This is a genomic window from Streptomyces xanthii (genome assembly GCF_014621695.1).
GTDB lineage: Bacteria > Actinomycetota > Actinomycetes > Streptomycetales > Streptomycetaceae > Streptomyces > Streptomyces xanthii.
This window is the reverse complement of sequence record NZ_CP061281.1, coordinates 3,052,681-3,073,419: the sequence shown is the minus strand read 5'-3', so window position 1 is coordinate 3,073,419 and position 20,739 is coordinate 3,052,681. Positions and strand designations below refer to the sequence as shown.

Annotated in this window: 13 protein-coding genes and 1 riboswitch; of the genes, 8 read left to right on the top strand and 5 right to left on the bottom strand. The window is 73.3% G+C overall.

Annotation, left to right across the window (positions count from 1 at the left end):
* Window positions 1-6 precede the first annotated feature (6 nt).
* Window positions 7-1,206, bottom strand: coding sequence for a C40 family peptidase (locus IAG42_RS13755; protein ID WP_223205989.1), 1,200 nt, complete (start codon window positions 1,204-1,206; stop codon window positions 7-9).
* A 7-nt stretch (window positions 1,207-1,213) separates the two neighbouring features.
* Window positions 1,214-1,404, bottom strand: a riboswitch (cyclic di-AMP (ydaO/yuaA leader).
* Window positions 1,405-1,695: 291 nt separating this feature from the next.
* On the opposite strand from IAG42_RS13755, the gene pcrA reads away from it, so the two are divergent.
* Window positions 1,696-4,263 (top strand): DNA helicase PcrA, encoded by a 2,568-nt coding sequence (pcrA, locus tag IAG42_RS13750; protein ID WP_188337308.1) that lies wholly within the window; start codon window positions 1,696-1,698, stop codon window positions 4,261-4,263.
* 28 nt (window positions 4,264-4,291) lie between these two features.
* Here the strand turns inward: pcrA and IAG42_RS13745 are convergent, their stop codons facing one another.
* Together IAG42_RS13745 and IAG42_RS13740 are read right to left on the bottom strand one after the other, a co-directional pair.
* Window positions 4,292-6,019, bottom strand: a complete 1,728-nt coding sequence (locus tag IAG42_RS13745; protein ID WP_223205988.1) for a peptidoglycan DD-metalloendopeptidase family protein — start codon at window positions 6,017-6,019, stop codon at window positions 4,292-4,294.
* Between the two features lie 274 nt (window positions 6,020-6,293).
* A complete protein-coding gene (locus tag IAG42_RS13740; RefSeq protein ID WP_223205987.1) occupies window positions 6,294-7,322 on the bottom strand; it encodes an esterase/lipase family protein in 1,029 nt (342 codons plus the stop codon).
* Between the two features lie 596 nt (window positions 7,323-7,918).
* Here IAG42_RS13740 and IAG42_RS13735 point away from each other — a divergent pair.
* Window positions 7,919-8,329, top strand: coding sequence for a cobalamin B12-binding domain-containing protein (locus IAG42_RS13735; protein WP_188337306.1), 411 nt, complete (start codon window positions 7,919-7,921; stop codon window positions 8,327-8,329).
* A 248-nt stretch (window positions 8,330-8,577) separates the two neighbouring features.
* Here IAG42_RS13735 and IAG42_RS13730 read toward each other — a convergent pair whose 3' ends face one another.
* Window positions 8,578-10,164, bottom strand: a complete 1,587-nt coding sequence (locus IAG42_RS13730) for a DUF5691 domain-containing protein (protein WP_188337305.1) — start codon at window positions 10,162-10,164, stop codon at window positions 8,578-8,580.
* Window positions 10,165-10,225: 61 nt separating this feature from the next.
* Window positions 10,226-11,590, bottom strand: coding sequence for an SWIM zinc finger family protein (locus IAG42_RS13725; RefSeq protein WP_188337304.1), 1,365 nt, complete (start codon window positions 11,588-11,590; stop codon window positions 10,226-10,228).
* A 143-nt stretch (window positions 11,591-11,733) separates the two neighbouring features.
* Here IAG42_RS13725 and IAG42_RS13720 point away from each other — a divergent pair, with 143 nt between their 5' ends.
* The 6 genes from IAG42_RS13720 (at window position 11,734) to sucC (ending at window position 20,728) form a co-directional block, all read left to right on the top strand.
* Window positions 11,734-12,903 carry an ATP-binding protein gene (locus IAG42_RS13720; protein WP_223205986.1) on the top strand — a complete coding sequence of 390 codons (1,170 nt, stop codon included), beginning with the start codon at window positions 11,734-11,736 and terminating at the stop codon, window positions 12,901-12,903.
* Complete coding sequence (locus IAG42_RS13715; RefSeq protein ID WP_188337303.1) at window positions 12,900-15,173, top strand: DUF5682 family protein; 2,274 nt, start codon at window positions 12,900-12,902, stop codon at window positions 15,171-15,173. Before IAG42_RS13720 ends, IAG42_RS13715 begins: the two co-directional genes overlap by 4 nt.
* Before the next feature lie 121 nt (window positions 15,174-15,294).
* Window positions 15,295-16,467 carry a VWA domain-containing protein gene (locus IAG42_RS13710; RefSeq protein WP_188337302.1) on the top strand — a complete coding sequence of 391 codons (1,173 nt, stop codon included), beginning with the start codon at window positions 15,295-15,297 and terminating at the stop codon, window positions 16,465-16,467.
* 104 nt (window positions 16,468-16,571) lie between these two features.
* Window positions 16,572-17,732, top strand: a complete 1,161-nt coding sequence (locus IAG42_RS13705) for a hypothetical protein (RefSeq protein WP_188337301.1) — start codon at window positions 16,572-16,574, stop codon at window positions 17,730-17,732.
* A gap of 122 nt (window positions 17,733-17,854) precedes the next feature.
* Window positions 17,855-19,096: a hypothetical protein gene (locus tag IAG42_RS13700; protein ID WP_188337300.1), complete on the top strand. Its 1,242-nt coding sequence runs from the start codon at window positions 17,855-17,857 to the stop codon at window positions 19,094-19,096.
* Between the two features lie 453 nt (window positions 19,097-19,549).
* Complete coding sequence (sucC, locus tag IAG42_RS13695; protein ID WP_188337299.1) at window positions 19,550-20,728, top strand: ADP-forming succinate--CoA ligase subunit beta; 1,179 nt, start codon at window positions 19,550-19,552, stop codon at window positions 20,726-20,728.
* Window positions 20,729-20,739 lie beyond the last annotated feature (11 nt).

The window sequence follows — 20,739 nt, the reverse complement described above, 5'->3', positions numbered from 1 at the left end:
GCGGCGTCAGGCGGGGCGCACCACGCTGTGGATCGACGCCGTGCCGTCGTAGTAGATCGACTCCTCGCGCACGTACGCGCCCGGCTTCGGGGCGTGGATCATGATGCCGTCGCCCTTGTAGATGCCGACGTGACTGATGTCGTCGTAGAAGAAGACCAGGTCACCGGGCTGGATGTCGGACAGCGGGACCGTCGTGCCGAACTCCACCTGGTCCCAGGTGGTGCGCGGCAGCGTGACACCGGCCGCCTTCCAGGCCGCCCCGGTCAGCCCCGAGCAGTCGTACGAGTCCGGGCCCGTCGCGCCCCACACGTACGGCTTGCCCTCCTGGGCCTTGGCGAAGGCGAGGGCCTTCGCGGCCTTCGTGGCGTACGAGGTGTCCGTCGAGCCCGAGTCGGAACCGGAGCCCGTGCCCGGGTCCGTCGTGCCGGAACCGGTGCCCGAGCCCTCCTCCTGGCGGGCGGCTTCCTCGGCCTTCCGCTTGGCCTCTTCCTCGGCCTTCTGCTTCGCGGCGAGCTCGGCGGCCTTCTTGCGGGCCGCCTCCTGCTTCTGCCGCTCGATCGCGGCCAGCCGCGCCTTCTCCTCGGCCGTCAGCTCCGACAGCAGCTTCCGGGCGTCGGCGAGCTTCGACTGGACGGTCTGCTTGGACGTCTTCAGCTCGGTCTGCGACGTCGTCAGCTGCTTCAGGCTCTCCTGCGCCTCGGTGCGCTTCTTCGCCGTCTCGCGCTGCTGCACCTGGTAGTCGTCGACCGCCTTCTTCTGGCGGGAGGTCAGCCGGCTCATCAGCTGGTCCTGGGCGAAGTAGTCCTCGGGGTTCTCCGCGAGGAACATCGTCGCCGTGTCGCTCACCCCGCCCGTGCGGTACTGCGCGGCGGCGAACCGGCCGAGCTCCTCGCGGGCCGTGTTCATCTTCTCCGTGCGCTGCGCGATGTCGTCGAGGAGATGATCGACCTGCTTCTTCTTGCCGGTGGTCCGCTCCTGGGCCGCGTTGTACTTCTGCGTGGCCACCTCGGCCTGACGGTAGAGCGTGTCGACCTTCTTCTGCACCTCTTCGAGGCTCGGCTTCGCGGGCTGGGCCGGCGCGGCCTGGGCCGTCTGCGAGAGCAGGGCGACGGAGGTGAGGGCGGCGGTCGTGATGCCGACCGCGGGGGTCGTACGGGTGCCGCCGGTCATCCGGGAGCGGGTACGCGGCTTGCGGTGCGACGCCAAGGCAGGCGACTCCTTCCGTAATCCGCCTACCGGGTTAGCTGTCGGGTTCGGGCTCGTACACCGTCGCTTCGGTGCGCGGTGGTGCACGTCGTACGGAAGGCTGCCCTACGGCCAACCATCCGGCGCCGCCGGACTGTTGACCGATTCACCCCAAGGTCGGTGGGTCCCCGGTTCCCTGCCTCTCGGCGTACGGAACTCGGCGGGGGCTGCCCGCTCGCCGCGTTGTTCGCGGGCGGGGGGACGGGCTGCCCGCGCAGCACCGTAGCCAACTCGTGTTGCTGCTGTGAAGGTTGATGTTCGATATGCCCGATACATTTTCGTGACCATTTCCATGATCTCTACGCCGCGGGCCCCGAACAGCCTTTGCTGTCGCGCTGGGTGACCGGCTCGTTGCAAAGAGTGGTGCGAGGGGTGTCACCGTGAATGCGAGGAGCGTCTCCGTGAAGGTGACGGCGGGCTGTCGGTGGGGCGGCCTAGACTCGGAGAGCGATGAGCAGCCTCTTTGACGACAGCTTCCTGGCCGGCCTCCAGTCCCCCGCGGAGGAGCCCCCGCCGCCGCCCGAGGACCCCGAGCACGACGGGGCCCCCGAGCCGCTTCCGGACGACCTGTTCGGGGGGAAGTTCGACGCGCCCGTGGACCGGGACACGCACTACCGCGACGGGGCGCCCCGCCCGGCCCTGGACCCGGAGGCCCTCCTGGAGGGGCTGAACGAGAACCAGCGGGCGGCCGTGGTGCACGGCGGCTCCCCCCTGCTCATCGTCGCGGGCGCCGGCTCCGGCAAGACCCGTGTCCTCACGCACCGCATCGCGTACCTGCTCGCCCAGCGCGGCGTGCACCCCGGCCAGATCCTCGCGATCACGTTCACGAACAAGGCCGCGGGCGAGATGAAGGAGCGCGTCGAGGCCCTGGTGGGCCCGCGGGCGAACGCGATGTGGGTCTCCACCTTCCACAGCGCCTGCGTCCGGATCCTGCGCCGCGAGTCCAAGCGGCTGGGCTTCACGTCCTCCTTCTCGATCTACGACGCGGCCGACAGCAAGCGGCTCATGGCCCTGGTCTGCCGCGACCTGGACCTCGACCCGAAGAAGTTCCCGCCGAAGTCCTTCAGCGCCAAGATCAGCAACCTGAAGAACGAGCTGATCGACGAGGAGGACTTCGCCGCCCAGGCCGCCGACGGCTTCGAGAAGACCCTCGCCCAGGCCTACGCGATGTACCAGTCCCGCCTCCGCGAGGCGAACGCGCTGGACTTCGACGACCTGATCATGACGACGGTCAACCTGCTGCGCGCCTTCCCCGACGTCGCCGAGCACTACCACCGCCGCTTCCGGCACGTCCTGGTCGACGAGTACCAGGACACGAACCACGCGCAGTACGCCCTGGTCCGTGAGCTGGTCGGCACCGCCGCCGCCCACGACGCGGAGGTGGAGGCGGGCGTGGACGCGCCGCCGAGCGCGGACGACCCCGGCCCGGCCGAGCTGTGCGTCGTGGGTGACGCCGACCAGTCGATCTACGCCTTCCGCGGCGCCACGATCCGCAACATCCTCCAGTTCGAGGAGGACTACCCGGACGCGACGACGATCCTCCTGGAGCAGAACTACCGCTCCACCCAGACGATCCTCTCCGCGGCCAACGCGGTCATCGAGCGCAACGAGTCCCGCAGGCCCAAGAACCTGTGGACGAACGCGGGCGCGGGCGCCCAGATCACCGGCTACGTCGCGGACACCGAGCACGACGAGGCCCAGTTCGTCGCCGACGAGATCGACCGGCTGACCGACGCGGGCGACGCGAAGGCCGGCGACGTCGCCGTCTTCTACCGGACGAACGCGCAGTCCCGCGTCTTCGAAGAGGTCTTCATCCGCGTCGGCCTCCCCTACAAGGTCGTCGGCGGCGTCCGCTTCTACGAGCGCAAGGAGGTCCGGGACGTCCTCGCGTACCTGCGGGTGCTCGCCAACCCGGAGGACTCCGTCCCGCTGCGCCGGATCCTGAACGTGCCGAAGCGCGGCATCGGCGACCGCGCCGAAGCCATGATCGACGCCCTCTCCCAACGCGAGAAGATCTCCTTCCCGCAGGCCCTGCGCCGGGTCGACGAGGCGTACGGGATGGCGTCCCGCTCGACGAACGCGGTGAAGCGGTTCAACACGCTGATGGAGGACCTGCGCACGATCGTCGAGTCCGGCGCCGGCCCGGCGACGGTCCTCGAAGCCGTCCTGGAGCGCACCGGATACCTCGCCGAGCTCCAGGCCTCCACCGACCCGCAGGACGAGACCCGCATCGAGAACCTGCAGGAACTCGCGGCCGTGGCCCTGGAGTTCGAGCAGGAGAACGCGGCCGCGGAGGAGGGCGCGCAGACCGAGGCCTCCGGCGGCACGCTCTCGGACTTCCTGGAGCGGGTCGCGCTCGTCGCCGACTCCGACCAGATCCCGGACGAGGACGACGACGGCAGCGGCGTCATCACGCTGATGACCCTGCACACCGCGAAGGGCCTCGAGTTCCCCACGGTCTTCCTGACCGGCCTGGAGGACGGCGTCTTCCCGCACATGCGCTCCCTCGGCCAGACCAAGGAGCTGGAGGAGGAGCGCCGGCTCGCCTACGTCGGCATCACGCGCGCCCGCGAGCGGCTCTATCTGACCCGCTCCTCGATGCGCAGCGCCTGGGGCCAGCCCTCGTACAACCCGCCGTCGCGGTTCCTGGAGGAGATCCCGGCCGCGCACCTGGACTGGAAGCGCACGGGTCCGGCGACGCCGTCGGCGACGGCCGGGCGCGGTGGCTTCGGCGGCTCCGGCGGCGGCTTCGGCAAGAGCGGTGTCGCGGCCTCGCTGTCGTCGACCCTGTCGTCGCGCTCGCGCACGACGCCCGCGTTCGCCACGAGCCGGGGGCGGGCGGGCGACAAACCGGTCGTGGCCCTCGCGGTCGGCGACCGCGTCACGCACGACCAGTTCGGCCTGGGCACGGTCGTGGGGGTCAACGGGCAGGGCGACAAGGCGGAGGCGACGATCGACTTCGGCGACCCGAAGCCGAAGCGGCTGCTGCTGCGCTACGCGCCGGTCGAGAAGCTGTAACCCGGCAGGGCGGGGCCGGACGGGGCCGTCAGGTCGGGTCGAGGCCGTGGCTGCGCAGCCACGGCAGCGGGTCGACCGCGGCGCCGCCACCCGGGTGCACCTCGAAGTGCAGGTGCGGGCCGGTCGAGTTGCCGGAGTCGCCGGACGTCGCGATGACGTCACCCGCCTTCACCGGCCCGCTCAGCACCGTGTGCCGGGACAGGTGGCAGTACCAGGTCTCGGTGCCGTCCTTGGCGGTGACGATCGCCATGTTCCCGTACGCGCTGTTCCACTGGGTGCGGACGGTGCCGTCGGTCGCCGCCATCACGGGGACGTACGAGACGGGGAAGTCGATGCCGGTGTGCGAGGACATCCAGTTGATGCCGGCCTGGCCGAAATAGGCGGACAGGCCGCGGGCCGAGACCGGCAGGGCGAACTTGGGGCGGGCCGCCTCCTTGCGGGCGGCCTCCTCGGCGGCCTTCTTGCGGTCCGCCTCCTGCTTCGCCTTCAGGTCGATGCGCTCCTGCGTGCGGCTCGCCCGGTCGGCGAAGTCGCCCGCGTCCGCGGAGAGTCCGCGCAGCTGGGTGTCCAGCTTGTTGTTCGCCACCGAGGGCTTCACGGTCTTGACGTCGGGCGCCGCGGCGGCCTTCGTCTCCTTGGGCTCCTCGCCGCCGAGACCGCCGACGGACGCGGCCGCGACCCCCGCCACACCGATCGCGCAGACCGAGGGCACCGCGACGGTCAGCAGGGCGGAACGCTTGGCGGGCGTACGGCGACGGGCCGCCGCGCGGCCGCGCGGGGCGCTCCGCGGCGCCGCGGCCCGGGCCAACTCCGGCTCCCAGGGGTTCGGTTGCTCCTCGCCGCCCGCGGTGTCCCCGGCGTCCGGCGCGTCGTCCTGCTCCGCGTCGGCGGGGGAGGTGGCCGGGCTGTCGGCCGCGTCGTAGGCGTCCTCGGGCACGTACTGGTCCGGTACGTGGGCGTGGATCGTGTCCTGCGCGGACGGGGCGGCCTGCGCGGTCCGGGTTTCGGTGCCGGCCGAGTTCCAGGCGGTGGCGTCGTAGGCGCCGGTGTCGTAGGACGTCGTGCCGAGGAGGGGCGAGTGGTCGAAACCAGCCGAGTCGAGACCGGCCGAGTCGAAGCCGGAGGTCTCGAAGCCCGGGGCGTCGAACGTGGCGGTCCCGTGCGCCGGGGTCTCGTGGCCGGCGCCGGGGAAGCTCCCGGTCTCGAAGTTCGCCGCGTCGAAGCCCGGCGTCTCGAACGAGGACGTCTCGAAGGAGGAGGTCTCGTAGGCGGAGGCGTCGAACGTGGACGTCGTCGCCGCGTAGTCCGTGTAGTCCGCCGTCGCGGCCGGGAAGCCGGCCGAGGTGGAGTCGTAGCCCGGGTGCTGGAACCCGGAGGCGTCGAAGGTCTGCGTCCCGAAGTCTGACGTGCCGTCAAAACCCGTGTGTCCGGTATAGGACTGCGTGTCCCACTGCCCGGTCTGCTGCTGCCCGTACCCGGTGTCGGTCCACAGCCCCGACGTGTCGTAACCGCCCGTCCCGTGCGTCTCGTACGAGGACGTCGCGTACGGGTCCGTGGCCTGCGCGTACTGCTGTTGCCGGTGCTGCCCGTCCGACCCGTACCACTGTCCGGAGTCCTGGACGTGGCCGTAGGAACCGGTGTCGTAGGGGTCCGTGCCCGCCAGGTCGCCGAAGAGCGGGTCAGTGGCGAAGCTGGTCGTGGAGTAACCGTCGTAGGTCGCGTCGTGCGCGGTCCCCGACGGATGACGGTCGTTCACCAACTTCTCTTTCGCCTCGACGACAGGGGCTGCCAGAGCAGTGCGGCGACTGTACCCGGCGGTACGAGCACACGACAATCTTCGGCAGGTTTCCCCGCTCCAGGAAAGGGGCAATCGGCGTTGTTTCGGTGAACTGCGGGCATGCGCTTGGCGCTGAGTTCGAGACGAGTTCGAAAAGGCCGGAGCCCGGGACGTGCGGGTACGTACCGCTGTGGCCGAGTTGGGCGCCCGCAGGGGCCGCGGGTTCGAACACAGCCCCTGGAAAAGGTCGTCGTCAGGCGACCGTCAGACCGCCGCGCGTGTCGGCGCCGCCGTTCGCCCCGGCCGCCGGGTCGGGGGCGAGCGCCTCGCGGACGGCCGCCGCGACCGCCGGATGCACCGGCAGGGCCAGGTGTCCGATGCCCGTCACGCGCACGTTCTGCGCGATCAGGTCCGGGTGGTCGACGCAGGCCGTCTCCAGCGGGACCATCAGCGGGTCGAGGTCGCTCCAGAAACTCACGAAGCGGGTCGTGCAGCCCGGTGCCGGTTCCTTCAGCTCCTCGATCACCGACGAGCCCGGCCGCATCTGCCGCACGATCGGATGCGCGTCCGCGAGCGGTGCGACGCGGGTGCCGCTGTGCGGGGTGCCGAGCGTGACGACGGTGCGGACGCGGCGGTCGCCGCCCAGCCGCTGCACGTAATAACGGGCGATCAGGCCGCCCAGGCTGTGGCCCACGATGTCGATCCGGTCCCGTCCGGTCCGCTCGCACAGCTCCTCGACGTGCCGGCCGAGCAGCGTCGCGGCCGCCTTGATGTCACAGGTCAGCGGCGAGTAGTTGAGGGACTCCAGATGCCGGGTGCCGTGCTGGGCCAGGGCGCGGCGCAGCAGCACGAAGACCGAGCGGTTGTCGATGAACCCGTGCAGGAGCAGCACCGGCGGGCGCTCCGGGGTGGCCGAGGGGACGTCGGCGGGGGCGGGGACGCGCGGGGCGCGGCGCTCCGGGGTGAGGCCCGAGGGGTACAGCACCAGATGTCCGGCGAGGATCGCGAGCTCCAGCGCGGTCGCCTTCACCAGGACCGTCGAAAGACCGGCGAGCCGGCCCGGCAGGAGGCGGCGAGGGAGGGCCCGAAAGGGCGGGAGGTCGGCGAGGGCCACGAGGGCGGAGAGCGTGGTGAGGGCCGTGGAGAGAGTTCTGGAGGCGGTGCTCGCGGGGCCGGCGGGTGTGGCGTGCGGGGTGGATGTCGCTGCGGTTGCCGGGTTCGCGGCGCCGGTGACCGTGTCGGTGGTGGCGGTGTCCGTGGTGGCGGTGTCCGTGGACTTCATCGGTCGACCTCCCGTCGGCACGTGGGAGGACATCTGCGTCCCCCGTGTGCACTTGTGGGAGCCGGACGAGGACGAGGCGGTGGCGGTGGGGCTGCCGGTGGTGCTGGTGCTGGCTGGTGAGAGGGGTGGTGGGGGTGGTGGTCGTGCGGTCGGTGGAGGGATGCGCTGAGTTGCTCGTTCCTGGTTGCTTGGCGTCGCCCGGTCGTGGCGTCGGCACCCTGACTCACCTCTCACGGTGCTGCACCGTGATCAGGTCCGCCACCGCAGTCGCTGTCCGCGTCCCCGCGAACACGAGCGGTCACCGATGGCGCCGTCTTTCCCCGCTGGTCCGTATCTCTGTTCCGGCTCCTCGCGCTTCGGATCCGGAACGAGCGGGCGGGCCGCCCGGAACGGTCGCGATGCGCAGTGAACGTGTCCCACCGTGTGATTTCCCCCTCGCTCCGCACCGCGAAACGGCCGCTTGCGGGATGCTGTCGATAACGTTCGTTCACTTCGGGCGTCCGGAATCGGGTATCCGCAAGCGGGTGTCCGGAGCGGGCGCCCGGAACCCGGGACGGTCCAGGGCCCCGGGGATCAGTCACTTCATGGAGGCAGTGATGGGTGTGGCAGCCGGTCCGATCCGCGTGGTCGTCGCGAAGCCGGGACTCGACGGCCACGATCGCGGGGCCAAGGTGATCGCGCGGGCGCTGCGTGACGCCGGTATGGAGGTCATCTACACGGGCCTGCACCAGACGCCTGAGCAGATCGTGGACACGGCGATCCAGGAGGACGCCGACGCGATCGGGCTCTCGATCCTCTCCGGCGCGCACAACACGCTGTTCGCCCGGGTCATCGAACTGCTCGTCGAGCGTGACGCGGCGGACATCAAGGTCTTCGGCGGCGGGATCATCCCCGAGGCGGACATCGCTCCGCTCAAGGAGAAGGGTGTCGCGGAGATCTTCACGCCCGGGGCGACCACGGCGTCCATCGTGGAGTGGGTCCGGGGCAACGTCCGCGAACCGGCCTAACCGGCCGGGGGGCGGGGGCGGCGCCGTAGCTCCGACTGAGCGTTTCCGGTGCGGCCGGGTGGGGCTTCTCGCGCAGTTCCCCGCGCCCCTGGAGATGCGGACTTCGTCCGCTACCTCCATCGGGGCGGTGACCCATCGGGGAAATGCGGCGCGAAGCGCCTGCATTTCAGGGGCGCGGGGAACTGCGCGAGAAGCCCCACCCGGCCGCACCCGGCAAGGACGCCAAGCCCCTACGGCGGGAAGCCGGGCTACCCCGCAACCGGCGGAGCCAATTCGTCCCGCATGGCCCGCCGCAGGCGCAACGTTCCGACCAGGCGCTGGAACGCCTCCGCCCAGTACCCGCCGGCCCCGGGCGCCGCCCCCTCCGGCTCGTCGACCGCCGCCGTCAGCCCCTCCAGCCGCACCGCCTCCTCCGGATCCAGGCACCGCTCGGCCAGGCCCATCACCCCGCTGAAGCTCCAGGGGTAACTGCCCGCGTCCCGCGCGATGTTCAGCGCGTCCACCACGGCCCGCCCCAGCTCAGGCGCCCACGGCGTCCCGCACACCCCGAGCAGCTGGAACGCCTCCGACAACCCGTGCGCCGCGATGAACGCCGCCACCCACGCGGCCCGCTCCGCCCCCGGCAACGCGGCCAGCAACTTGGCCCGCTCCGCGAGCGACACCGCCCCGGGCCCCGCCGCCCCCGGCGCCGTCGGCGGCCCGAGCAGCGCCCGCGACCACGCCGTGTCCCGCTGCCGCACCGCCGCCCGGCACCAGGCGCCGTGCAACTCGCCCTGCCAGTCGTCCGCGACCTCCAGCGCCACGATCTCCTCGGGCGTACGCCCCCCGAACCGCGCCGCCCACCGGTCCAGCGGAGCCGCCTCCACCAACTGCCCGAACCACCACGACCGTTCGCCCCGCCCGGTCGGCGGCACCGCCACGACCCCGTCCCGCTCCATCGCGGCGTCGCACTCGTGCGGCGCCTCCACCACCACGACCCCCGCCGCCCGGTCGAGCGCCACGCACGACAGCGCCCGGTCCGCCATCCGCGCGGCCAGCGCCGAACGGGGCAGCGCCGAAAGGAGCTCGGCCGCCGTCGCCCGCACGTTCCGGCTGCGATCGCCGAGCGCCTGCTCCAGGAACTCCTCGTCCGCGTCACCGAGCCCCGTACGCAGCGAGTCGAGGAACATCAGCCGGTCCTCGGCCCGCTCCGTACGCCACGTCCCCGCGAGCAGCGCCCGCGCCGCCGCCGGATCATGGACCCGTACCGCCGCGAGCAGCGCGACCCGCTCCGCGAACAGCCCCTCGCCCCACAGCCGTCCGACCCCCTCCGTGTCGTCCGGCGCGGGGAGGGCGGCCCCCGCGCCCGGAGTGGCCCGGAGCGCGAACTTCCAGTCGCCGTTGAGCCGCGCCAGCCACAATGCGCGCGGCCCCGCGAACGTCAGTACCTGCGGGCGCAGATCCGTCCGCCCCCGCGCCGCGTCCAGCAGCGCCGGAAGCAGCTCGGGCGGCGGCGCGTACCCGTGGCCGTTGGCCGTGGCGAGCCACTGCGGCAGCAGCTCAAGCAGGTCGGGCGCCGAGCCGCGTCGCGTCCCGCCCGAACCGGCGCGGTCCGTGAGCAGCACGGCGAGCCGATGCCGCGCCGCGGCCGGCAGTGCGGGCCGCGGGTCGTCGAGCGCGGGCTCGGGCGGGGCGGCCGCGACCACCGGCCGCAGCCCCGCCCGCCGCCGCACGGTCTCCAGGGCGGCCGCGTCGAGCAGCGCCTCCGGTGTGGTGGACGAGCGGCGCCCGGTCCCGAGCAGAGCGGTGCTGACCAGCTCGTCCCAGGACGAGCCGACACCGGACGAAGCGATCATGAGGTAGGCCTCCCAGTGCGTCAGTGCGTCAGTGCGTCCGTACGAAGGTGCGGCGTGGGGGTCAGTCGGTCAGGGGGATGAGCGGCGCGTCCGGTGTCCCGGACCATGCCGACAAGGGGCGGAAGCCCGCGTGGCCGCAGTCGCCGAAGACCGTCACCGGGGAGCCTCCCGACAGGGCGACCAGGCGCCACAGGCCGGGGGACGCCGTAGCGGCCGGGGTGAGGGGCAGGGCGGATTTGCCGTCGGCGTCCGCCAGTTGCCAGCCCCCGCCTCCGTCCGCGTCGTGGGCCGGGACGACGCCCGTCAGTGTCACCGGCCAGGACTCCAGCCACGGATCCGCCCGCAGCTCATCGCCGTAGCGGGCCAGCGCCGAGCCGGCATCGACGCCGGCCGGTCTCGCGCCCCCGGCCACCGGCGCCCCGAACTGCTCGGTCAGCTCGGCCCGCAGGGATCCCGGGCGCCCGGACACCGAAGCGTCCAGAGTCAGCCCGGGCGGCAGCACCAGGGACGGCGCACGGCCCGCCGCACCGTAGGAGAGGAGCAGCGCGGTGCGGCCCGACTCCGTGCCGTACAGCCAGATGCGGCGCGTCGTCAGATGGCCGTCGCTCGTGTCGTACTGACTCAGAATCAGCCAGTGATCACGCAACGGCTCACCCGTCGCCGACGCGGGCAGGCCGACACGGGAACGCACCGTCGCCGCCAGCTCCTCCGGCAGCTCGGCCTGCCGCAGCCAGCCGCGGTCCAGGAGGTGGAGCAGCGCGCACTCCTCCAGCAGCCGGGCGGGCCAGCCGGGCCCGGACCCCGGTATCGCCCCCAAATCCCTTACGCGGGCGGCCAGTCCGGGCGCCTGCGCGTCGACCATGCGCGCCGCCGTCTCCTCCCACAGCCCGTACCCGGCCTGCTCCGCCTGCGCCAGGCCCCCGCGCAGCAGATCCGTCAGCCGCTGCTCCAACTCCGTGGCCCCCGCCGTGATCCGCTGCGCGCGCCGCTCCGCCCTGCGCCGCGCCGCCTCCGGATCGGCCGGGGCCGCCGGCGCGCCCTGCGGGGCCGCCCGCTGCCGCTCGGCCCCCTCGCGCCGCCCCGCGAGCCACTCCTCCGCCCAGTCCGGCGCGGCCGCCGAACCCGGCACCTGCGCCGCCCCGCCCGCCCAGAGCAGCAGCAGCCCCAGCGCGTGCTTGCACGGGAACTTACGGCTCGGACAACTGCACTTGTACGCCGCGCCCTGTGCCCCGCCGATGTCCACGACCGTCAGGTACGGCCGGCTGCCGCTCCCCTTGCACTGCCCCCACACCGCCCCCTCGTCCGTGCTCCCCGTCCCCGACCACGGCCCCGCCGTCCCGAGCTTGCTTCCCGCCTTGCGTGACGCGACGTCAGGTGCCAGTGCCAGCACCTGGTCCGTCGTCCAGCGCACCCCCTGCTGAGTCATGTCGTCGACGGTAGGTCCCGCCACTGACAAGTCACCCCGGAACCGTCCTGACCTGCGCCGATACCCGGCGCGAGGTCGATTGTCAGTGGCGGGACCTACCTTCGGAGCATGGCTTGACCGGGCTGATCTGGAGGGGGAGAGACATGTCCGTTTCCGTCGAGGGACACACCGAGGGACGCACCGAGGGACGCACCGAGGGACGCGTCGGGGGACGCGTCGGGGAACAGGCCGGGGCGCAGGTGCTGCGCCCCCACGCGGAGAACGCGTTCGCGCACGAACTCGCGGCGCTCGCCGCGCAGGACGACCGGCAGCGGCCGGACCGCTGGCGGCTGTCGCCCTGGGCAGTCGCGACGTATCTGCTCGGCGGCACCCTGCCCGACGGCACCGTCATCTCGCCGAAGTACGTCGGGCCCCGGCGCATCGTCGAGGTCGCGGTGACGACGCTCGCGACCGACCGCGCCCTGCTCCTGCTCGGCGTGCCCGGCACCGCCAAGACCTGGGTGTCCGAGCACCTGGCGGCCGCGGTCAGCGGCGACTCGACCCTGCTCGTGCAGGGCACGGCCGGCACACCGGAGGAGGCGATCCGGTACGGGTGGAACTACGCGCAGCTGCTCGCGCACGGCCCCAGCCGCGACGCCCTCGTGCCGAGCCCCGTCATGCGCGCGATGACGGAGGGCATGACGGCCCGCATCGAGGAGCTGACCCGCATCCCGGCCGATGTGCAGGACACGCTCATCACGATCCTGTCCGAGAAGACGCTGCCGATCCCGGAGCTGGGCCAGGAGGTGCAGGCGGTCCGCGGGTTCAACGTCATCGCCACGGCCAACGACAGGGACCGGGGGGTCAACGACCTGTCGAGCGCCCTGCGCCGCCGGTTCAACACGGTGGTCCTGCCGCTGCCCGCCACCGTCGAGGCCGAGGTCGACATCGTCGCGCGCCGGGTCGAACAGGTCGGCCGCTCCCTGGAGCTGCCCACGGCACCGGACGGCGTGGACGAGATCCGCCGGGTCGTCACCGTCTTCCGTGAGCTGCGCGACGGGGTGACCGCCGACGGCCGTACGAAGATCAAGTCGCCCAGCGGCACGCTCTCCACGGCCGAGGCCATCTCCGTCGTCACCAACGGCCTCGCCCTGTCCGCCCACTTCGGGGACGGCGTGCTGCGGCCCTCGGACGTCGCCGCCGGCATCCTCGGCGCCGTCGTCCGCGACCCGGCGGCGGACCGGGTGGTCTGGCAGGAGTACCTGGAGGCCGTGGTGCGCGAGCGGGACGGCTGGAAGGACTTCTACCGCGCCTGCCGCGAGGTGAGCGCATGACCGCAGGCGCGCGTACGACGCCGCCCGGGGGACCGCTCCTCCTGGGCATCCGCCACCACGGGCCGGGCTCCGCCCGCGCCGTCGCGCACGCGCTGGACGCGGCCGCACCCTGTGTCGTCCTGATCGAAGGCCCGCCGGAGGCCGACGCGTTGGTGCCGCTCGCCGCCGACCCGGACATGCGGCCCCCGGTCGCGCTGCTCGCGCACCTCGTGGACGAGCCGGGGAAGTCGGCGTTCTGGCCGTTCGCCGAGTTCTCGCCGGAGTGGGCCGCCCTGCGCTGGGCGCTCGCGCACGACGTGCCCGTCCGCTTCATCGACCTGCCCGCCGCGCACAGCCTGGCCCTGCGCGACGCCGAGGACGTGGAGAAGGGGGAAGAGAGGGAAGAGGGGGAGCAGGTCCGGATCGATCCGCTGGGCGTGCTCGCCGAGGCCGCCGGGTACGACGACGCGGAGCGCTGGTGGGAGGACGTCGTCGAGCACCGCCGGGGAGACGCCTTCGCCGCACTCGGCGAGGCCATGGAGGAGCTGCGAGCGGCCTGCGGCGAGGCGGGCGAGGACCGCCGCGACGCGGTGCGCGAGGCGTACATGCGGCTCCAGGTGCGGGCGGCGGTGAAGGAGTTCGGCGCGGACGGGGTCGCCGTGGTCTGCGGCGCCTGGCACGTGCCGGCGCTGCGCACGAAGACGACGGTCACCGCCGACCGCGCCCTGCTCAAGGGCCTCCCCAAGGCCAAGGTCGACATGACCTGGGTCCCCTGGACGCACCGACGGCTCGCCCGCGCCAGCGGTTACGGGGCGGGCATCGAGTCGCCCGGCTGGTACGGGCACCTGTTCAGCGCCCCCGACCGGCCGGTCGAGCGCTGGCTGACCAGGATCGCCGGACTGCTGCGCGAAGAGGACCGCGTCGTGTCCTCCGCGCACGTCATCGAGGCGGTGCGGCTCGCCGAGACGCTCGCCGTACTGCGCGGCCGGCCGCTCGCCGGGCTCACCGAGACGCTCGACGCCGCGCGCGCCGTGCTGTGCGAGGGCTCCGACGTGCCGCTGTCCCTCATCCACGACCGGCTCGTCGTCGGGGACGTGCTCGGCGAGGTGCCGGAGAGCGCGCCCGCCGTGCCGCTCCAGCGCGACCTCACGCGGCAGCAGCGCAGCCTGCGCCTCAAGCCCGCCGCTCTGGAGAAGGAGCTCGACCTCGACCTGCGGGGGGACACGGACGCGGCGCGCAGCCGGCTGCTGCACCGCCTGCGGCTGCTCGGCGTCGCCTGGGGCGAACCGGCACGCTCGGCGCGCGGCTCGACCGGTACGTTCCGCGAGACCTGGCGGCTGCGCTGGGAGCCCGAGCTGTCGGTGCGGGTCGCCGAGGCCGGGGTGTGGGGGACGACCGTGCTCGGCGCCGCGACCGCGAAGGCGGAGGCCGACGCGATCGGCGCGAGCGCGCTCGCCGACGTCACCGCGCTCGCCGAGCACTGCCTGCTCGCCGGACTGTCCGAGGCGCTGCCCGTGGTCATGCGGGTCCTCGCCGACCGGGCCGCCCTGGACGCGGACGTCGGCCATCTCGCCCAGGCGCTGCCCGCGCTGGTCCGTGCCCTGCGCTACGGGGACGTGCGCGGCACGGACACCGCCGCCCTCACCGAGGTCGCGGCCGGCCTCGCCGAGCGCGTCTTCGTCGGGCTGCCGCCCGCCTGCGCCGGGCTCGACACCGACGCGGCCACCGCGATGCGCGGGCACGTCGACGCCGTGCACGCGGCCGTCGGGCTCCTGGACGACACCGAGATGCGGGCCCGCTGGCGGTCCGTCCTGCGCGGGCTCGCCGTACGCGACGGGGTGGCCGGGGCGATCAGGGGGCGGTGCGCGCGGATCCTGCTCGACGAGGGGGAGCTCGGGGACGAGGACGCGGCACGGCTGATGGGGCTCGCGCTGTCGCCCGGGACGGAGCCGGGGGAGGCGGCGGCGTGGATCGAGGGGTTCGTCGGGGGCGGGGCCGGGGGCGGCTTGCTGCTCGTGCACGACGAGCGGCTGCTCGGGCTGGTCGACGCGTGGCTGTCGGGGGTGCGGGCGGAGGCGTTCACGGACGTACTGCCGTTGCTGCGGCGGACGTTCTCGGTGTTCGAGCCCGGGGTGCGGCGCTCTCTCGGTGAGCTCGTCCGGCGCGGACCGGGCGGCTCCGCCGAGCCCGGGTTCGGTTTCGGCGGCGTCGAATCGGTGGATCTGGAGCGGGCGGAGGCGGTGGTGCCGGTCGTCCGGCTGTTGCTCGGGGTGGGGGCGGGGAGCGGATGAGGGGTTCGTCGCCGGGTGCGGGCCGGTGGGCGCGACCAGCCACGGCGAGAGGCGCGCTCGCCGGACTTCGAGGACATGGCAGACGAGTACGCGGGACAACCCGACACGCGGAGGTGGGGAGATGAGCGTGGCCAGTGACGAGACGGAGCGGCTGCGGCGATGGCGGATGGTGCTGGGCGGAGACCAGGCCGACGGCACCGGACACCAACTCACGGGACAGGACGCCGCGATGGACGGCGCGCTCAGCGCGCTGTACGGAGGAGGCGCGCCGGGCCAGGGAAAGCCCGAGACCCGGGGGGCCCGCACCGCGGGGCTCGGGGCGAGCGCCCCGTCGGTCGCCCGCTGGCTGGGAGACATCCGTACCTACTTCCCGTCCTCCGTCGTCCAGGTGATGCAGCGCGACGCCATCGACCGACTCGGCCTCTCCGCCCTGCTGCTGGAGCCGGAGATGCTGGAGGCGGTCGAGGCGGACGTCCACCTCGTCGGCACGCTGCTGTCGCTGAACGAGGCGATGCCGGAGACCACGAAGGAGACGGCCCGCGCCGTCGTCCGCAAGGTCGTCGAGGACCTGGAGAAGAGGCTGGCGACCCGCACCCGCGCCACCCTCACCGGCGCCCTCGACCGCAGCGCCCGCGTCACCCGCCCCCGCCACCACGACATCGACTGGAACCGCACGATCGCGGCCAACCTCAAGCACTACCTCCCCGAGTACCGCACGGTCGTGCCCGAGCGGCTGATCGGGTACGGGCGGGCCTCGCAGGCGGTGAAGAAGGAGGTCGTCCTCTGCATCGACCAGTCGGGTTCGATGGCCGCGTCGGTCGTCTACGCCTCGGTGTTCGGGGCGGTGCTCGCCTCGATGCGGTCGATCCGGACCCGGCTCGTCGTCTTCGACACGGCGGTCGCCGACCTGACGGACCAGCTCGACGACCCGGTCGACGTGCTGTTCGGCACCCAGCTCGGCGGCGGCACGGACATCAACCGGGCGCTCGCGTACTGCCAGTCGCAGATCACCCGCCCCGCCGAGACGGTCGTCGTGCTGATCTCCGACCTCTACGAGGGCGGCATCCGCGACGAGATGCTGAAGCGGGTCGCGGCGATGAAGGCGTCGGGTGTGCAGTTCGTGACGCTGCTCGCGCTGTCCGACGAGGGAGCCCCCGCGTACGACCGGGAGCACGCGGCGGCGCTGGCCGCGCTCGGGGCGCCGGCGTTCGCCTGCACCCCCGACCTCTTCCCGGACGTCATGGCGGCGGCCCTGGAGAAGAGACCGCTGCCGATACCGGACGCGGGGGCGTAAACCGGCGGAGCCACGGCGAAGCGGATATGCCTACCCATCGGTAACGCGGGGCTTGCGCGGGCGCCCTCGTGCCGTGCGAGGATCGGCTCACCGTGACTTCCCCGATGACCGTTTCCGCCCCCGCCGTGCGCGCTCCGCGTGCGGTGGCCGGCCGGCGTGCGCTGCAACTGGCGCTGCTCGTCATCGGTTTGGTCGCCCTCGGCATCCTGTGTGGCGGCCGGGCTCACGCGGACGAGGCGTCAGACGCCGCCGACGCCCTGCGCTCCACGGTTGCAGAGCCCGTCACCCAGCCCGTTCACGAGGGATCCGGCGCGTCCGGCCCGTCCACCGTTTCCGAGCGGGCCGTGGAGCCCGTACGGGAGCGGGGTACGCGGCCGGTCGGCGAGGAGCTCACCGGGCCGGCACTCGAGCGGGCCTCCGGGCCCGTGCGGGAGCAGGCCGCCGAGCCGGTCCGCGAGGCGCTCGTGGAGCCCGTCCGTGACCGGGGCACCGCCCCGGCGAACGACCGGGTCGTCGAGCCCGCGCTCGACCGCGCCGCCGCGCCGGTGGAGCACCGGGTCGCCGGTCCCGTCCGGACCGAGGTCCTCGGGCCCGAGCTCCGGGACGCCGCCGGCGGTGCCGCGCGGGACGCCGGTCTCGCACCCGCCGCCACGCTCGTCCAGGGCGCCGCGGCCCCCGTGCGGGCCACCGTGACCGAGCCCCTGCTCGGTGTCGTGCGCGATGTCGCGGGGCCGGTCCGGGAGCTGGGCGAAGAGGTCGTCGAAGGCCTTGCCGCGGCCCCCGGGGCGCTGGCCTCCGGGGCCTCGGGCTGGCCGGGACTGTCCGGGCTGCCCGCACTGCCCGGACAGAACCTCCCCGGGGCGCCCGTACCGGCGCAGCCCGGCACCGCGCCGGCACCCGACGCGGGCATGCCCCCGCACGCGGACCGGTCCGGCGACCGCCCGCACCGCACCCCGTCGGCCGCGCCGGCGGCGTGCTCCACGACGGCGGCGTTCGGCGCCGCCTACGGCCAAGGCGCCCACGCCGCGGCCGGCGCCGTCCCGGAGGCCGCCCGGCCCGCGGGCCCCGGCACCCCGGCGCGCCCCGACGGTGCCCCCTCGGCCGGCGCGGTCGCGGGGGACGGGGGCTCGCCGCGGCACGGCGACCTCCACGCGGCGGCGTTCGGCGACCGTCTCCCCGTCGTCCTCCCGGCCCGCGTCGTCGCGCCCGGGTCCGGCCCGGCCGTCATCGACCGGCACCAGGACATCCCCGCATTCCCCGGCTAGGGCAGCCCGTTTCCCCGCTCGTGACCTGTCGCGCGGGGGCGGAACAGGTCTGCCCCGTATCCGGGGGCCGGAGCACCCGGCCCGCCGGACCCCAGCCGGAATGTGAAGGAAGCACGTACGCCATGAACAAGAACCTCCGCCGCTCGATCGTCATAGCCGCCGGCGTCTCGGGTGCCTGGGCCCTCGGCTCGGCCGTCGCCAGCGCCGACGAGCTGCCCGCCCACTCCCTGTCGGTCCCCGACCTCTCGGTGCCCGACCTCTCGGACACCGGCCTCGCGGTGCCCGACACCACCACCCCGGACGTCTCGGCCCCCGACGTCTCCGCCCCCGAGCTGTCCGTCCCGGACGTCTCCGCGGGCGACCAGGCCGGTGACGCCGTCGCCGGAACGCAGCACACCGTGAAGAAGCTCGCCGACAAGGCCGAGGCGCCGCAGGCCGCCCCGGCCCTTCGCGGGCACGGCGACCACGTCGCGCAGGTCGCCGAGCAGGCGAAGCAGGCCGAGGTCGACTACCTCTTCGGCCCGCTGTCCGACTTCGCCCCCGAGCTCCAGCAGCAGCTCCACGCCCGGATCGCCCAGGCCCCCGGCACCATCACCACGACGGCCGCCTCCGCGCAGCAGGCCGCGGGCCCGATCGTCGACGAGACGGCCGCCGCCGCGCTGCCGCCCGTCGCCGGGCACGCCGTCGACAGCGTGCTGCCCGTCGTCGGGCAGACGGTCGGCGAGGTGACCGGCGACGCGACCGGCGCCGTGCTGCCGCCCGTCGCCGCGACCGCCGTCCACGGCGTGCTGCCCGTCGCCGGCCAGGCGGTCGGCGACGTGACCGTCCTCGCGGACGGCGTCACCGGCGACGTCACGCCGTTCGTCGGCACGGTCGTCGCCGACGACGTCGCGCCGTTCGCCACCGGTGTCACCGGCCAGGTCCACCCGCTGGCGACCGGTGTCGTCGGCGAGGTCGGCCCGTTCGCGCAGGGTCTGGTCGCCGACGACGTGGCGCCGTTCGCCACGGGCGTCGTCGGCGCCGTGCAGCCGCTCGTCCAGACGGTCGTCGACCAGGTCAGCCCGGTCGTGTACGGCGTCGGCAGCAGCGCCCACGGTCTGACCCAGGGCGTGACCGGCGACGTCGCCCCGTTCGCGGGCGCCGTGGTCGGCGACAACGTCGCGCCGTTCGTCCAGAACGTGGTCGGCGAGCACGTCGACCCGCTGGTCACCGGCGTCACCGGCCAGGTCGGCCCGTTCGCCCAGGACCTGACCGGCACCGTCGTCGCGGACGCCGACCCGCTCGCGGGCAACGCCGTCACCGGTGTGCAGGGCCTGGCCGGCTCGGTCGCCCCAAGCTACCTGCAGTACGGCACCGGCGTCTGATCCCGTAGCGGATCCCGGCGTCCACAGACCGATGCCGCCGACCCCCGTACGGCCGAAAACCATCGGACGGGCGGGGGACACCCGGCGGCCGGTCCGGGCGGTCCCCGTCGGGGACGGGACCGCCCCGGCCGGGCCCCTGAACAGCGGGGCCCCTCGGATGGCCTCACCGTGCGCACCCCAGCACGGTGAGGCCGTATACCGCCCCCGAAGCCCGGAAACAAGTACTGATCAGTGCCGCAAACAGGACGCTCTGTGACCGGTATCACCGCTCAGGTGTGATCTGCGAATTAGAAGGCATCGCGCAGCGGCGATAACCTGCGAGACGGACATGCCGCGTACCCGGCCACTGTGTACGCCTCGTACGCCTCCCTTGTGACAGCGGAGTCACGTTGCCCTTCGCGGCACGCCCACGCAGATAACGAACCGCGAGATCACTGATAGGGACGGACGCGCGTGGACCTGTTCGAGTACCAGGCGAGGGACCTCTTCGCCAAGCACGGTGTACCGGTGCTGGCCGGTGAAGTCATCGACACGCCTGAGGCGGCGCGCGAGGCCACCGAGAAGCTGGGCGGCAAGTCGGTCGTCAAGGCGCAGGTGAAGGTCGGCGGCCGCGGCAAGGCCGGCGGCGTGAAGCTGGCCGCCTCCACCGACGAGGCCGTGCAGCACGCCACCAACATTCTCGGGATGGACATCAAGGGCCACACGGTCCACAAGGTGATGATCGCCGAGACGGCCCCGGAGATCGTGGAGGAGTACTACGTCTCCTTCCTCCTGGACCGCACCAACCGCACCTTCCTCTCCATCGCCTCCGTCGAGGGCGGCATGGAGATCGAGGAGGTGGCGGCCACCCGTCCGGAGGCCGTCGCCAAGACGCCGATCGACGCCAACGAGGGTGTGACCCCCGAGGTCGCCCGCAAGATCGTCACGGACGCGAAGTTCCCGGCCGAGGTCGCGGACCAGGTCGCGGAGATCCTCCAGACCCTGTGGAAGACCTTCGTCGAGGAGGACGCCCTCCTGGTCGAGGTCAACCCGCTGGCGAAGGTCGCCTCCGGCAAGGTCATCGCCCTCGACGGCAAGGTGTCGCTGGACGACAACGCCGACTTCCGGCACCCCGACCACGAGGCCCTGCAGGACAAGGCCGCGGCCAACCCGCTCGAGGCCGCTGCCAAGGAGAAGGGCCTCAACTACGTCAAGCTCGACGGCGAGGTCGGCATCATCGGTAACGGTGCCGGTCTGGTCATGTCGACGCTGGACGTCGTCGCGTACGCCGGTGAGAACCACGGCGGCGTGAAGCCGGCCAACTTCCTCGACATCGGCGGTGGCGCCTCCGCCGCCGTCATGGCGAACGGCCTGGAGATCATCCTCGGCGACCCGGACGTCAAGTCCGTGTTCGTCAACGTCTTCGGTGGCATCACCGCCTGCGACGAGGTCGCCAACGGCATCGTCCAGGCGCTCGCGCTCCTCGAGGAGAAGGGCGAGAAGGTCGAGAAGCCCCTCGTCGTCCGCCTCGACGGCAACAACGCCGAGCTGGGTCGCAAGATCCTCTCCGACGCCAACCACCCGCTCGTGCAGCGCGTGGACACCATGGACGGCGCGGCCGACAAGGCCGCCGAGCTCGCGGCCGCGAAGTAAGGGACGAGGGA